The 14,156-nt window shown below is 47.3% G+C and carries 13 protein-coding genes; all 13 read right to left on the bottom strand.

Annotated elements, in window-relative coordinates; genetic code table 11:
- Positions 1–57 precede the first annotated feature (57 nt).
- A complete protein-coding gene (locus NFR55_RS03670) occupies positions 58–285 on the bottom strand; it encodes a hypothetical protein (RefSeq protein WP_251546342.1) in 228 nt (75 codons plus the stop codon).
- 10 nt (positions 286–295) lie between these two features.
- Positions 296–652, bottom strand: a complete 357-nt coding sequence (locus tag NFR55_RS03675; protein WP_251546343.1) for a TnpV protein — start codon at positions 650–652, stop codon at positions 296–298.
- A gap of 138 nt (positions 653–790) precedes the next feature.
- On the bottom strand, positions 791–988 hold the full coding sequence (locus NFR55_RS03680) for a hypothetical protein (RefSeq protein ID WP_251546344.1): 198 nt from the start codon (positions 986–988) through the stop codon (positions 791–793).
- Positions 989–1,033: 45 nt separating this feature from the next.
- Entirely contained in the window at positions 1,034–2,842 is a 1,809-nt protein-coding gene (locus NFR55_RS03685; protein ID WP_251546345.1) for a hypothetical protein, read from the bottom strand.
- Positions 2,839–5,478, bottom strand: a complete 2,640-nt coding sequence (locus tag NFR55_RS03690) for a VirB4 family type IV secretion system protein (RefSeq protein ID WP_251546346.1) — start codon at positions 5,476–5,478, stop codon at positions 2,839–2,841. The genes NFR55_RS03685 and NFR55_RS03690 overlap by 4 nt, the downstream gene beginning before the upstream one ends.
- Complete coding sequence (locus NFR55_RS03695) at positions 5,475–6,677, bottom strand: Mbov_0396 family ICE element transmembrane protein (protein WP_251546347.1); 1,203 nt, start codon at positions 6,675–6,677, stop codon at positions 5,475–5,477. The genes NFR55_RS03690 and NFR55_RS03695 overlap by 4 nt, the downstream gene beginning before the upstream one ends.
- A gap of 157 nt (positions 6,678–6,834) precedes the next feature.
- Positions 6,835–7,137 carry a hypothetical protein gene (locus NFR55_RS03700; protein ID WP_251546348.1) on the bottom strand — a complete coding sequence of 101 codons (303 nt, stop codon included), beginning with the start codon at positions 7,135–7,137 and terminating at the stop codon, positions 6,835–6,837.
- A gap of 23 nt (positions 7,138–7,160) precedes the next feature.
- On the bottom strand, positions 7,161–8,666 hold the full coding sequence (locus NFR55_RS10500) for a hypothetical protein (RefSeq protein WP_275556905.1): 1,506 nt from the start codon (positions 8,664–8,666) through the stop codon (positions 7,161–7,163).
- A gap of 17 nt (positions 8,667–8,683) precedes the next feature.
- A complete protein-coding gene (locus NFR55_RS03710; RefSeq protein WP_251546349.1) occupies positions 8,684–10,891 on the bottom strand; it encodes a type IV secretory system conjugative DNA transfer family protein in 2,208 nt (735 codons plus the stop codon).
- A 26-nt stretch (positions 10,892–10,917) separates the two neighbouring features.
- The gene (mobL, locus tag NFR55_RS03715) at positions 10,918–12,180 is read right to left on the bottom strand and encodes a relaxase MobL (RefSeq protein WP_251546351.1); all 1,263 of its coding nucleotides are present in this window, start codon (positions 12,178–12,180) and stop codon (positions 10,918–10,920) included.
- A 93-nt stretch (positions 12,181–12,273) separates the two neighbouring features.
- Positions 12,274–12,726, bottom strand: a complete 453-nt coding sequence (locus NFR55_RS03720; protein ID WP_251546353.1) for a hypothetical protein — start codon at positions 12,724–12,726, stop codon at positions 12,274–12,276.
- 156 nt (positions 12,727–12,882) lie between these two features.
- Entirely contained in the window at positions 12,883–13,830 is a 948-nt protein-coding gene (locus tag NFR55_RS03725) for a DNA-methyltransferase (protein WP_251546355.1), read from the bottom strand.
- A complete protein-coding gene (locus tag NFR55_RS03730) occupies positions 13,823–14,140 on the bottom strand; it encodes a DUF6291 domain-containing protein (protein WP_251546358.1) in 318 nt (105 codons plus the stop codon). Before NFR55_RS03730 ends, NFR55_RS03725 begins: the two co-directional genes overlap by 8 nt.
- Positions 14,141–14,156: the final 16 nt, after the last annotated feature.

Consider the following 14,156-nt stretch of genomic DNA (forward strand, 5'->3'; position numbering starts at 1 on the left):
TTTTTTGCCGTATAACTGAAAGTAGCGAGGGCCATACGCCATCGCTACTTAATTCGTTTATTCGGTTGTTTTCGGGCCATACTGAGTTTGCAGAGCCATATACCCTGCGTATATGAGTTCTACTTTCGTTATGCGGTGCTTTTTGAGAAAGTCGCATATTTCATCGTGCGTTTCACGCGACAGCCGCGTATTGAATTGCTTCGTTGCTTGGTCGCGGTACTCTTTGTTTACTTCTTCGTACTTTCGCCGCGCTTTCCGCATCGGCGTTTCCGGTTTCTTTTCCATTTATCGCTCCTTATGCCACATACACGATTTCGTGTAGAATTTCTTCTTCGATGAGCCGTTGCATTTCGTTCAGTCTGCGGCAATCTTCTATATAGTTGCCCGTCCGCGTAAACCGCTCGTCACGAGCGAGCTTCGCCCGCATCGTTTCTTCCAATTCATCCGCTTGCTTATCTACACCGTGAAGATAGGTCGGCAAATCGGCAATCGTCCAATCTATCCCCTTTTCTTCGAGATACTTGCGTTTAAGCGTACCGTATTTTCCGTATACGTGCTTTACGGGTTTTACCGCTTCTCGGTAGATTTTAATTTCTTCTACCGTAAGTCCCTCGCCCGCGTCCGCTTTTCTTATGATTTCCTGCGCTTCCATTATCCTACCTCCAAATGTTTTAGTTTTCTCTATTATATCGTGATATCACGATAATGTCAAGTTTTTTTATAAACTTTTCGAGGAAAATTTTTCGGCTACGGGATACGCTCGTTTTCGAGCGCATCCCTACCGACTTTCTTATGTTATAAGCGCCGCTATTCCTTTTATCAAATACGGGCAAGCAACGACTATTACAGCTATTACAACCAAACCGATGACGTAGTTTATAAGCATCTTCTTTGCTTTCTCCTTGTCCTCGTTCTTCTGCGCTATGGCTATCATCACGCCGATTACTATACTCCATACTCCCGCCGAAGCAAGCAGCACCCACCACATATAAGGCTCATACCGTTCAAACAGATACTCAACGTAACTCGTTACCTACTCGTACTGATCGCCAAGCTCTTGTTTATAACTGTGTCCGCAAACCGAACATGTATATGTCCTTGTGGTTTTGCCTTTTATCGTAATAGATTCTGTAATGGAATAGCTATGCCCGTTGGCGGTTATTTTCGTATCGAAGACGTCGCCGCAAATCTCGCAAGTGCTACGCCGCAGTCCGTCCGTCGTACACGTCGGCGCGGTTATTACTTCGTTGGTGTAGTTATGCCCCGTAGGAAGCGTTCCGTCCGTTTCATAATATCCGCTACCACAGACTTGGCAAGTAAACACCGTCTTTCCGTACTCCGTGCAAGAAGCGGGCATATACGTTGCTTCATAATTATGTCCGAGCGGATTGGTATAATTATCCGTATAGCTGTCGCCGCAACGAGTGCAAGTATATACGGTATAGCCGCCGCTCGTACAAGTTGCTACTGTCGTGGATGCAACGTAGTAATGCCCTGTTTCTTCTATGGAATAATCGGTGTAACTGTTGCCGCATTGAATGCAATCATACTGCAAATAGCCGCCGTTCGTACACGTAGGCTTTTCCAACATCTGAACATAATAATGGTCTATCTTATACGGATACACCGCGCTCTTTGTTTTGGAAGATAACTTAATTATGTGTTCTCCCTCGGCTCTTATCCACGCGCCTCTTGTATACGGCTCTCCATCGAGCGTTGCCGACCAAGACGGTCTGTCCCAAGTGAAATACACACTGTTGTCGCTGTCCGACTTTACGAACTCGCCACTTAATTCCGCGCCGAGTTTTATCCACACCTCGCTTGTCTTATTCCCGTAGTATTCATCGACAGCATAAAAATAGTATGTTGCGTCTTCTGCCGTATCTGACACGGTAAAGCTGCTTCCGCTTGCCGTCCAACTGCCATCGTCTACTTTACGGTAGAGCGTTACGCTTCCCGAATTATCTTCGGCTTTTACGGTAAAGCTCTTATTCGTATTCGAGCCGAAGCTCGCGCCCGAACAGCTCAGTGTAGGCGGCGTATCGTCGAAATTCACATAATAATACCCCGACTTGTTGCCCGCATTATCTTCCGCATAAAAGGTATATCTACCGTTTGCGCTCCCTTTGTTTACCGTTGTAGAAGCACCCACCGAATAAAACGTGCTGTTATTCGGAACTTTCATATACATAGCTTTTACGCCGCAACCGCTATCCGATGCCGAAACCGTAAATGCGCTGTTCGTGTATTTCCCCGTTGTAGACGTACTCGCTCCGTTTATCGTTGGCGCGCCTTGGTCTATATTGAAAGTAAACGAACCGCTGAAACCGTATGACCATCCCGCACGCGAGTTGATCGGACCTCCGCCGCTACCGGATATAGACACCGTATATGTTCCCTCGGTCAAATTCGACGCAGTCGCTTTCTTATTCCCCGACCCTACGCTCGTTCCGCTCGAATTTTTTATCGTAACGGTCATACTTACGTTTGACAAAATTTCCACCGTAATATCCGTCGAATCAATATAGCCGCCGTTTTCAAAAGCGCCTGCGCCCGAAGTCGAGCCGCCGTACAAATTTACCGAAAGCGTATAGTTGGACTTATTTGCTCCGTATGTAAACGAAGCGCTATACACACCCGTTCCCGAACTCGGATGTTGCGACACGCCACCGCCCGCGCCGTATGTATATGTTGCCTTATAGTCAAAAGCCACCGCATATCGCGGCGTAGATGTTGCGCTTGCCGTTGTAGGACTTTCCGTAAAAACGGCAAGCAACACAACCAACGCCGTAAATAGCACTATCGCCGCGCCCGTCAAAAAACCTTTTGTTTTGGTTTTCAATTTTCTCCCTCCTCTTTCTTTTCTTCGCTGAATAATTCTCTCGCGCATTTGCCCGCATTGATACGAACGCAAGCGCGTAATTCCGTACTGCCTACAAAAAACGCCTGTCCCGTAACCGCCGAGATAATCATACGCTGTTCCTCGTCATTAAAACTGTCGCCCGCTCTGTAAACGTCCAATACGTCTTTCATATCGGGCGCACTCAATTTGAATATGAACGTGTACTGCGAATTTTTGATGATTGCGCTCGTCTTGCCGCGGAGTTCCTCGTTCGCGTTCCAATCGGCTATGTTCTGCGTAGCCGGTATAAAACTGCCGTTATATTTTCGTATTCTCTTTGACATCGAATAGAAAAAGTCCAACGCTATAGGGAACTTCGGGTCTATGTAAAGGTGCGCTTCGTCTGCTATGATAAGCGTTCGCAAGTTCGCGCCGTTCTTGTTCTTCTCTCGCGCGTTTATGACTTCCTGTTCTATGAAGCGGAAAACAAGCAACATCTGTGCGTTAGCCACTACGTTGTTCTTGTTCGCAAACAGACTTTGGAAATCGAAGTCTATTAGATCGGCGTTTACTTTAAGCGTACTCGGCGCGTTCCATATATCGCTGTATCTGCCGTTTACAAACTTTTGCAAATACAGTTCCGCCGTTTTCATATCTCTTTTCGTCAGCTCGTCCATCTGCGCCGTGCCTTTGCTTTTAAGCGTATCGAGCAAATCCGAGAACAACGGGAAATAGTCTGCGGGGAACTCCGAACAATCTGTGTCCTCCGTGATACCCATTCTCGCATACGTTTCTACCGTAAGATTGTTTATAAGCTCTATCACGTCGAGCGGCGCGTCCGCAAGTACGATTTTATAAAAGCTCTCCAACATCTTTAAGTGCGTATTGAAAGTAACTCTCGGCTCGGCGGGTGTTCCGTCCTCCGTGAGTATTTTATATATATGGAAAGGGTTGATTCTGCCCTCTCTCGCGTTACCCACGTTTATGACATTGCCGTACAAATTCCTTGTTAGCGCAAGATACTCCGCTTCGGGATCCAACATAATAATACGCGTTCCGTTAGACCACTCATTCAAGATAAGGTTTTTAAGGAAATACGATTTGCCGCTCCCCGATTTACCTATAACGAAAGCGTTACTATTCTGATACAAGTTCCCGCGCTTCCAAATATTGAAGATGAACGGAAAGCCGTTCTTGTTGTTCTCGCCGAGCATAATGCCGCCGTCGTCCATTACGAACGTGCGAACAAACGGGAATGCCGCCGCAAGCGACGAACTGTTTATACCGCGCTCTTGGCTTTTGAGCGTAGATACGGGCGATACCGCCGCCGATTTGAAGCCTTCGATTTGCAAGCCGTAAAGCGTGGACGGTCTGAAATTGCCCGTAAGCATTGCCCGCCGCGCGTTCTTTTTGTAATTATCGTTGCCCGTGTAGTTATACGCTGTTACCGTAAGCGTTACATCGAACAGCGTTTCGTTTTCCGTCTGCAAAGCGTTTAAGAGCGTGTCCATCGTTTCTTGGTATACTTCCGCGCTGTTCGCTTCGCTTGCCTTATCCGACAGAATTTGTTTCGTCTGCATCTCGCCAATACACTTGTCAATGCGGCGAATCGCTTTGAATTTATCTACGGGCTTAACGTGCATTACAACTTTGGTATTCGGTATGTTAAACAGCTCCGCGCCCCAAGCGTTCTTGACGCGCAAGGGATAATCGGACACCGCCATAACCGCCGCTTCCGTTCCGTCCACTTTGTATCTATTCGCGTGGAATATTATCTCTTTCGGCTTCACCCAATCGACAAGCTCCTCGTCTTTCAAGTCCTTGATGTCGCGCTCGTCGAAGTTGCGCGAGAAGCTGTATTTCAAGAATACCGCCGTATCGCGTAACCCAAGAAGCTGTGTGCCGAGTCCGCATTTTGCGATCTCGCTTGCCACGTTTACCGCCGTACTGTCGAGGTCGAGCGCATTTCTCCCGTATACGACAATATAAAAATCCGAAAGATACTGTTTGCGGATGTTGTTCAGACTGTCGATACGGTCAATGCGTTCACGCAAAATGTTCTGCTTGATAGCCTTTATATACTTTTCCTCGTCGCTTCCGTCCATCGCCGTAAGCCGCCCAAACAGCTCGCTTGCAAAACCGTCCAAGTTCACGGGTCTGTCTATCTTTACGATGTCCGCGCTCTGGTTTTGGTCTAATTGTTTTAATGCGTTCGCAAAGTAATTGATGTCTATATTCTGCTGAACGACGTCCTCGATGCCGAAATTCTTTTGTCCGACTTTGATTACTCTGCCGAACGTGCCGCCTTTATAGACAATCAAACCGCTGTCCTTGATTTCTTTTAAGTCAATGAGCGCGTCCACGCTTTCCTTTGCGTTCTTCGCTTCTAACGTGTATTTCTTTTTCGAGAACAGAAACCGTATGTTCTCATACACGCAAGTATAGAAAATTCCGTCCGGCGTAGGAATAAACATACCCACCGCCGTAGCCCCAAGTATTACGGCGATTACCCATTGTCCCATTGTAACGGCGATAAAGATAATGCCGAACACAATGAGCGCAACGATAATGTCCGCCATACCGTAGCACTTCCATACCGTATTTTTAACCTTGATTTTTTTAGGTATAATTCTCATTCCCCACCTCCTTCCGTTGCGCTCGTATCCGCGCTTCCGTCGTCCGAATATTTTTCATCTTCGCCATTATCCGCCGAACTATCACCGCCGGATTTACCGCCGTTGTTGGATTCTTTATGATGCCGTACCGCATGATAAATTCCTTTCACGCCTTTTGCCGCAAGTCCAATCGTCATTGCTCCTACGACTCTACCGCCGTAGTACGCGGAACGCAACCAACCGCCGCTTGCGTGCATATCGTCCGCCGTTCCGAAAAGCCGAGCAAATAGCGTCTGCCCTGCGGGTATTACCATAGCTCCGCCGACTATCATAAATATAGTGAATATGGCATTTCCAAAGCTACCCAAGTTGGGAATACTCATCTGCTGTATGAGCGGCAATAAAAGCACAAACACATTGACCGACAAAACCGCGCCGTAGGCAAGTATGATTTTCGTTACGAACTGTTCGCGCCAATTCTTAAACCGCGCACCGTCGTCCAAAGGTAAGGTTGACATAGAAACGGGCATACAGAAGTACAAGTAAATGATTTCATATATGCGCTTTGCAAGATTGAGTACGGCGATAATAAGCGCGATTCCGAGCGCGATGCTCGATATAAGCGCGGGCAGATACATAAACGTATTCGGGTTTACCATTCCGTTGCACTTCCAACTTGTGGGCCATACTCCGAACAACGCCGACTTATATGTGCCGAAAATATCCGACACCGATAAATCGCTCACGTTGATTTTGTTGATGTTGTAGCCGTTTATCCAATCCCCTACGCAAGCATTAAACAAAGCGTTTGAGAGCTTCGTAGATCCGTCCAAGCGGAATATTCTCGCAAGCAGCTGTAACAGCGCGTTAGCGATAAGTATGCCCAAGAATACCACCGCAAGCATAGCCATTGTGCCGAGCAGAGCCAAAAAGAATTTGCCGACGATCGAGCTTATGTTGCGATTGTTAGCTATCATATTTTTGACTAAACCGACTATTGTGAAAATGCACGTCAAGCCTACCGCCAAAATAAAGATGCACCAAAATATCGTGCCTACCGTACTATTGCCCGCAAGGTATTCGATTATGTTCACGGACTGTCCGTTCACTCTTACGTTCGTTACTCCCGCGATTGCCGAGAATATGTCCATTAGTCCGTCTATGAGCTGTAACAGCCATAGGAATAATTGCAGGCATAATTCTTGAAAAAAGATTAGCATTTTTCCTCCTTTGAAACCGCATTCATCGCGCAAATAGAGCGTCAGCCTTTGCGCTTTGCTCGGTCATTTAGCTTTAACTAAACTCTCTCGCAAAACGCTCGGCTTTCTTCTCTTGCGCGCGACTGCGCTTTCAATTTTTATTTACTACGCTTTCAAATCACGCCGACACCCAAGCGGACAACCCATTGATAAGAAGCGGCGCGCCCATAGCCACGACAAAGATAATCACTATGCCGATGATAAGGTTTTTGACCATATCGCGGGCATTGATTTTTTCTTCGTTGCGGTGTGCGATTGCGATTTTGATACCGATATACGCGCCCCAAATTACGACTACCGCCGCAAGCGCGATTACGATGTACAGCCAAAAGCTGTCCATAAGTCCTTTTAATTTTTCGACGATTTGAGCAAGGCTTCCGTTCAAGCCTTCGTCTGCCGCCAATAAATTGATATTAAACACTATATTCTGTTCCTCCTTTTATTTCAGTGCTTTCTTCGCCTTGATTTTCTTAAGATGATGAATCCCGCAACGCCGCCTACCGCAAGCACAACGAGAATTACGAACAAGGCAATCGCCACGCCGTTGCCGCTATTTTCCGTTTCGGTTACGTCCGCGTTCGGCTCGTCGGGTACGTTCGGCTCGTTCGGCGTAGTAGGCTCGTCGGGTACGTTCGGTTCGTCCGGCGTAGTAGGCTCGGTAGGTTCGTCGGGGTTGGTAGGTTCGCTCGGCTCATCGGGTACGACGGGGGTATCGGGTTCGGTAGGCTCTACGGGTTTTTCTTTCGCCGTTACTACCACCGTCTTTAACTGTTCGCCGTTCTCGTCCGCAAGCGTGATAATGACTTGTCCGTACATTTCGGAATAGTCAATCTTGTTTCCCGTTTCTTTGCTCTCGGTTACGTTCCCCTCGTCGTTCGTGAAAGTTACCGCAAAGTATCCGTTTTTCACGTCGCCGCAAGCGCATACGCGCATTACCAAAAGACTCATATTTTGGCTATCGTCCTGCACTTGCAATTCGTAGGTATGCTTGTGAATTTCGGGAATAACAGGTTCTTCGGGTTCGGGAATGTATCCGTCGTCGCCGCTCGTTACATAGTCGCTTAAAAAGCTATAATTGCAATCAACGCAGATATGGCGCGTATAGCCAAGACTTTCGGGCGTCGCGGGTACAAGCACGTCCAAATACTTGTGTCCTTTGGGCGCAACATAGTCCGTTACGAATCTGTCGCCGCAGTCGTTACAAACGTGGTCGGTGTAGCCGTAGGTTACGCACGTCGCCGCGTTTACCGTTTCGGTATAAGCGTGTCCATTAGGCTCGGTATAGTCCGCAATATACTCATCTCCGCAAGTCGCGCAAGTATATGTCGTATAACCGCCCTCCAAGCACGTCGGCTCGGTTATTACTTCTTCGTAATTGTGTTCGAGCGCGTCGATATAGTTATCGAAGTACACGTCGCCGCAGACTTCGCAAGTATGTTCCGTATAGCCGCGTTCGGTACAAGTGGGCGCAATCTCTTTTTCCTTATAGTCGTGTCCGAGTTCGTCCGTATAATTGTCCGAATACTCATAACCGCAGACAATACAGAAGTGCGTGGTATAGCCTTTATGCGTACAAGTATTCGGCACAACGACAACTTCAAAGGTATGCCCTTTTGCGTTTTCCGTTTGCTCGGTGTATGTATGTCCGCAGTCCGCGCACGAATACAAAGTATATGCCGCAGTCGTACACGTTGCCGCGACCGCCGTTTCCGTGTAGTTATGCCCTTTGGCTTCGGTATAATTGTCCTTTTTCTCGTCGCCGCACTCGGTGCAAGTGTAAAGCGTATAACCCTGCTCCGTACACGTTGCCGCAATTTCCGTAGCAACGTAAACATGGTCGCAAACTTCATTCGCGCTTGCCGACACATACCCGGTAGTCATGAAAACGGTTAAAAATAACACCGCGCTTGCCGCAAGCGTTACAATGGTAGATTTGATTGTTTTAGTCATTTTGTCCTCCATAATTTTTATTTGTTTTTTGCCTGTTCCTGCAATTCCAAAAGTTTCGGTAGTTCCTGCTCCAAATAAGCAATCAACGCCTTTAACTTTTGCTGTACGCTTATGTCGTAGTTTTCTATCATCAGACGGATAAGCGTAATCTTGTTTTCGAGCTTGGCTTCAAGTAATGCCGCCGCATCTTCTTCCAAGAGTGCTTCCGCCGCTTTGAAAATCTTCTTGTGTACCTCGTCCACTTTGGCTTTCCATTGTTTGTCCAAGTCCGCAACGTCCACAATCGGCTTTTGCTTTTCTTGTTCCTGTTCCCTGCGGTCAATCGCATCCAATGCTTTATCTTCCTCTTTCGTTTGACTTCCGCCGAGAATGTCAAATACATAATCGCGCTTCTCAAACAACCTTGCTTCGCGCTTACTTATATCCGCTTTCCCCGCCGCAAAGTAAACGTCTTTCAGTTCGTATGACGGCGTAAACCTTGACCATATCGGCTCGTAACCGCGAACGCTCACAATGGCATCGCCCTTTTCATCGCCGTTCAGTCTTTCAAGCATACCCACCGTTATAAGCGGTTGATTGCTTGCGCCCGTGTTACTGCTTGCGTTCACTTCCGCGCTTGTATTGACCGAGAAGTTTTTAATCTTCTTCTGTCCGCATAATTCCGAAAACTCGCGTCTTGTTTCTGGGTCGTCGCTGCCTATAAAGATTTTCACGTTACAGTTAGTCTTAACAATGTCGGCTACGTCCTTGCCGTACTTTGCATTGAGCTGTGAAAAGCTCTGCAAGACGAATAAATACCGTATGCCGCGGGAACGCCCTACCGTTACCATACCCTCTATATTTTCGAGCTTCGGCAGATTGCCGAACTCGTCCAAGATGAAGTACGCTTTGCGTTTTAATATCGCCGTTTCCGTATCCTTGCGCCGCAAATTCAAGTTTGCTTTTTCCACAAGCTCCTTGTAGGTTTGCGTTATAAACAGCGTAACAAAACGGTGGCGCGTGAACCGCTCGTCGGGAACGATTACGAATATTGCGTTCGGGCTTTCGTCCATATTCACAATGTCGATGTCGTTCTCGCTTGTCATTGAGAGTATTCCGTCGTCCGACAACTGCTGTATGTAGGCGTTTACTTCCGAAAGATAGCTCGTAAGCGTTTTGTCGCTTGTGATGAGTACGGTATTTACAAGCCCGCGCACTTTTGAATACTCGTCGCGCCCTTCCAAAAGATATTGCTTTAACGCCGTTGTATCTTCCGAGCAATACTTCGTGATGTTATGGTACACGTTGAAAAGCTGTAACTGCTTTTCTTCCATTTTGCCGCTTATTACGTCCTCGCAGAACGCTAAGATTAGTCCGAAAATCAGATTTCTCGCGCCCTCCTCCCAAGTGGGTTGGTCTTTGTTCTGCACGGGGCATAGCGTATATACCAAGTCCATTGTGTTCTCGAAGATTTCGTCCTTTAACTCCTGCACTCTCGTCCGCGCGTCATCGTAAGACAAGAAAACTTCGCCGCAAGCGCAATATTTCCCGTCCTTGCATTGCAAGTTATTTTGCAATTCCTTTACTTGCCGGATACGCCTTATAAGCACTTGCATAGGATTCCACCTTGCCGAAGAATACGGCTCTCTGAGGTCAAGCGTAGAGATTGTGTATCCCTCGCTCTTTAACTGCTCGGCGTGTTTCTCATACAGCTCTTTCTTCGGGTCGGCTATTAGCATACTCGGCTTGCCTTTGCTTCTTCCAAGCACCGCTATATTTTGGTCTACAAACCCCGTAGTTTTACCGCTACCCGTAGTTCCTACAATTAGCGCGTGTAGTTGGCTTGTAGATATTAGCTCCAAAACCTTGCCTTTCTTTTCCGCGCCGATTACGATTTCGTCGTCTTTTTCCGTTACACCGTCCCAAGTCGTTACGGTAAACTCTTTCATTTTCCGTAGGCGTTTTACCGTCAGCCACTCGGTATCTTCCAAGTCGTTCTCTTTGAGCGCCAAGTTCTGCGCGTCTATTCGGTATAGCATCAGAAAGCCGACAAGCAACAGTCCGTTTGCAACGCCTACCGTAAGCCAATAGTTTTTGTTCCCGAATATATCCGCAAAATTTTTGCCGCCGAGAGAAAACAAAAGCGCTATTAAAATACTTACAAACACGGCTATATACGCGCCGACTATAAGCCAAGTTTTCCACCCCTTGCGCTTTTTGTGTTTGTGTGCTTCCTTTCTATTCATTCAAATTTCGTTTCCTCCAAATTTTTTTACTTTGTTTCTCCGCTCCCGTTGCCGCCCGACGAGCTTTGATTTTTCTTCCGCTCCCGCTCGATTTCTTCTTCGATTTCCTGCAAGCGGCGGGTAAAATCTCTTTCCAACAATTCGCTCTCGTTCCCGAACGAACGGAAGAATTTTCGGCAAGCGCGGTTTATCTTGTTCCTTGACATTCCGAGCGAACGCTTGAGCTTCGTATCGTTAGGCTTATGCCTACGCTTATACTCAAAAAATTCGGGTTTGATAAACTTGCATAAGTTCAGCACCAAATTCCCCTGCCGCCGTTTATAGTCCGCTTTCAGTTCCTCGATAACGTGAATATTGCTCTCATCGATTTTGTTCCCGTACTTCGGCAGATCGCGCTCTACGGTTTCGGATTTGCCTTTACTCGATGGAACGGTACGTTCCCCGCAGATGTTTTTGACTTCGCGTTCCCGTTCCGCCACCGCTTCGTAAAACCGCCTGTTCGCTTTCATAGCCTTTACGTCCGAGCCTATTAAAAGCTGTACTATTCTGTCTATTCTCGGACGGAAGCTCTCCATATCTTTACTGCCGTAGGTTATGCGCCCGCTTTTCGGCAAGTCTTTGGCAAGCGATATGATTTCTTTTTTGATTTGCTCGTCGCTTGCCATTACCGCGCGAACGCCCAACAGCTCTTTCAGCTCGGCGAGTGCCTTGTCGCGGCTTTTGTAAACCTTGTCTTTGCTGTCCGACAAATATAAGCCGAGCCGCACAAACATATTATCTATGCTTTTCTTATCTATCTTGCCGTGCCGCCTATATCGCGGCGTCCCGTCCTTGCTTTTATATTTCGGCTCTTTCTCCCAAAACACAAAGTGGATATGTAAATGGTGCGGTCTATCCAAGTGCAACGCGCACATCAAGTCCACGTTGTCCTTATGGAATTTCGCGTCCGCCAAAAACTGCGGGAACGTGCGCCTTATAAGTTCGATGCATTTTTCGGGTGTGTCTATCTTGTACGACTGCTCCTCGTTCAGCGATATAAAGCCGTGAAAGATATGCCCTTTGTTTTCTTTGAGCTGCGCTTTCATTTCTTTTACTGTTTGTTCGGAAAGCATACCGCTTCCATTAAAAACACCCGTATTCTTTTGCAAGTATTCGAGCGCGGTACGCTTTCCCGTGCGCTTGCCCTCCGTCGTGATATACTTGTAAATATTGTCCGCGCCCGTCATATCGTAAAACGCCCGCTTACCTGCGTGTTCCGCGATTTCGTCCGCGCTTGCGCCTTTCGGCAATTTATACGGCGTGTACTGCACGTTGAATATTACGGGTTGATTGCTTATATCGAATCCCTCCTTTTCTCCGTAAAATCTTTGGCAACAGTCAAATTATCTTCTTATCTTTTTTATTCCGCTCATTTCGTACTCGTAGAGATAGTCCGGCGTGTCGCTTAAAAGGCCTTGCTCGTACTGTTCCCCGTCCACGTTCAAGGCTTTATTTATGCCTTTCAAATCGTGGAACACCGACGATAGAATTGATTTGTTTATTGTTACGTTCAACACCGTTTCTTTGAGTAGCTTTACGATAACCGCAAAACTTTTTTCGTCCAAGCCGCCCACTTGCCCGCGCACCGAAGGCGGCGTTTGTTCTTCCTGTAATTTCGTTTCCCCGAACAGCTTTTCGCAAAGAATAGGCAAGCCGTAGAAAAGCGCGTCGTTTACTACCTTACTAAAACTCTTGTATTCGGGTAGTTTCATTACGCGGTTTATTTGCTCGGTTATATCGCTGTCGGTTATGCGGATATGTTTTTGTATCCCGATTTTTTCTTTTTTCTCCGTCAAATAATTATCTCCCATACGGCGTAGCCGCAAAAGCGGGTTTCCCGCTTGTTGCCCCTCGAAGGTGGGAAATAATACCACCTTCCTTATCCTGCTTACCTTTTTCTTTGAAAAGATACCACTTTCCCCGCCCTTTCCCTGCGGTTAAATTAGGTTTCCCTACGCTGTTTCGGTTAAGACTTTATCTATCCGCGCTTTTGCTTTTTCGCAATACCGCGCGTTTAGGTCTATCCCGATATACTCTCTGTTAAGCCGCTTGGCAACTGCGCCCGTTGTGCCGCTCCCGAAGAACGGGTCTAACACAACGCCGCCTACCGCGCTCCCCGCAAGGATACACGGCTCTATAAGCCGTTCGGGAAACATCGCAAAATGCTCGTCCATTTTGTAGGTGTTCGTGCTTACCTCCCATACGTCGCGCTTACGGCGGAACTCTTGGTCAAATTCCGAAAAATCTTTGTGCTGTCGGTTTATATTTTGCTGTAATTCCTGTCCCGTATATTTGGAATGATCCGAACGCCCGCGCTTGTAACGCGCCTTGCTTACCTCTTTCAACGGCTCTTGTATCGCCTTGTAATCGAAGTAATATTTGCTCGATTTTGACAGCAAGAATATATACTCGTGGCACTTTGTAGGGCGGTCTTTCGCGCTTTCGGGCAGACAGTTTTTCTTGTGCCAAATGATGTCCGAGCGCAAATACCAACCCCGTTCCCTTAAAGCAAAAGCAAGCATCCACGGTATGCCGATTAAATCTTTCGGCTTTATTCCGCTCCACTTTTTCGGCACTTCATAGACGCGGTTTTGCATATCAAACACGCTCTCGTTTTTGCCGCCTTTTGCAAGCGTCATCGGACCCTTACCGCTTCCCGCGTAGCTATCTCCGATATTCAGCCATAGCGTTCCGTCCTTTTTCAGAACGCGGTAAACCTCGTCAAAGACTTTAACAAGCCGCGCTATGTATTCGTCAGGTGTTTGCTCGATCCCGATTTGTCCGATTTCGCCGTAGTCCCGTAAGCCGTAATACGGCGGAGATGTTACGCACATATCGACGCTTTCGGGCGGAAGCGTTTTCAGCGCTTCCGCCGCGTCGCCGCAAAGAATTTTATTCACCGTCCGCGTTTTCCTTTTTTATCGCACGAGGCATGATAACGCTCCCGACTAAAACGCCGACCGTCTTATTTCTACGCTTGTTCTCCGCAAGTTTATCCGCGCCCTTCTTGCCGTTTACGCTGTTCATCTCCGATACGTCCAACGCGCGTTTTGCGTACATAAACAGACCTTTCAAATATCGGTCTTTGGTCAAAAAAGGCTTGCCCTCGAAAGCGTAGGCGCATACGCCTTTTACGAACTCACCCGCTTGTTTGTCCGTAAGTTCTTTGAGCATATCGTAATGCTCTCTCTTGATATTGATGTTTTTCATAGTTACCTCCGTTTTT

Origin of the sequence: Pumilibacter intestinalis, assembly GCF_943193005.1 — a bacterium.
In the GTDB taxonomy this organism is placed as follows: Bacteria; Bacillota; Clostridia; order Christensenellales; family Pumilibacteraceae; genus Pumilibacter; species Pumilibacter intestinalis.

What these genes read in the sequence shown, in the direction of transcription:
- NFR55_RS03670 (WP_251546342.1), bottom strand. Translation starts at nt 285, where the DNA reads ATGGAAAAGAAACCGGAAACGCCGATGCGGAAAGCGCGGCGAAAGTAC.
- NFR55_RS03675 (WP_251546343.1), bottom strand. Translation starts at nt 652, where the DNA reads ATGGAAGCGCAGGAAATCATAAGAAAAGCGGACGCGGGCGAGGGACTT.
- NFR55_RS03680 (WP_251546344.1), bottom strand. Translation starts at nt 988, where the DNA reads ATGTGGTGGGTGCTGCTTGCTTCGGCGGGAGTATGGAGTATAGTAATC.
- NFR55_RS03690 (WP_251546346.1), bottom strand. Translation starts at nt 5,478, where the DNA reads ATGAGAATTATACCTAAAAAAATCAAGGTTAAAAATACGGTATGGAAG.
- NFR55_RS03695 (WP_251546347.1), bottom strand. Translation starts at nt 6,677, where the DNA reads ATGCTAATCTTTTTTCAAGAATTATGCCTGCAATTATTCCTATGGCTG.
- NFR55_RS10500 (WP_275556905.1), bottom strand. Translation starts at nt 8,666, where the DNA reads ATGACTAAAACAATCAAATCTACCATTGTAACGCTTGCGGCAAGCGCG.
- NFR55_RS03710 (WP_251546349.1), bottom strand. Translation starts at nt 10,891, where the DNA reads ATGAATAGAAAGGAAGCACACAAACACAAAAAGCGCAAGGGGTGGAAA.
- NFR55_RS03730 (WP_251546358.1), bottom strand. Translation starts at nt 14,140, where the DNA reads ATGAAAAACATCAATATCAAGAGAGAGCATTACGATATGCTCAAAGAA.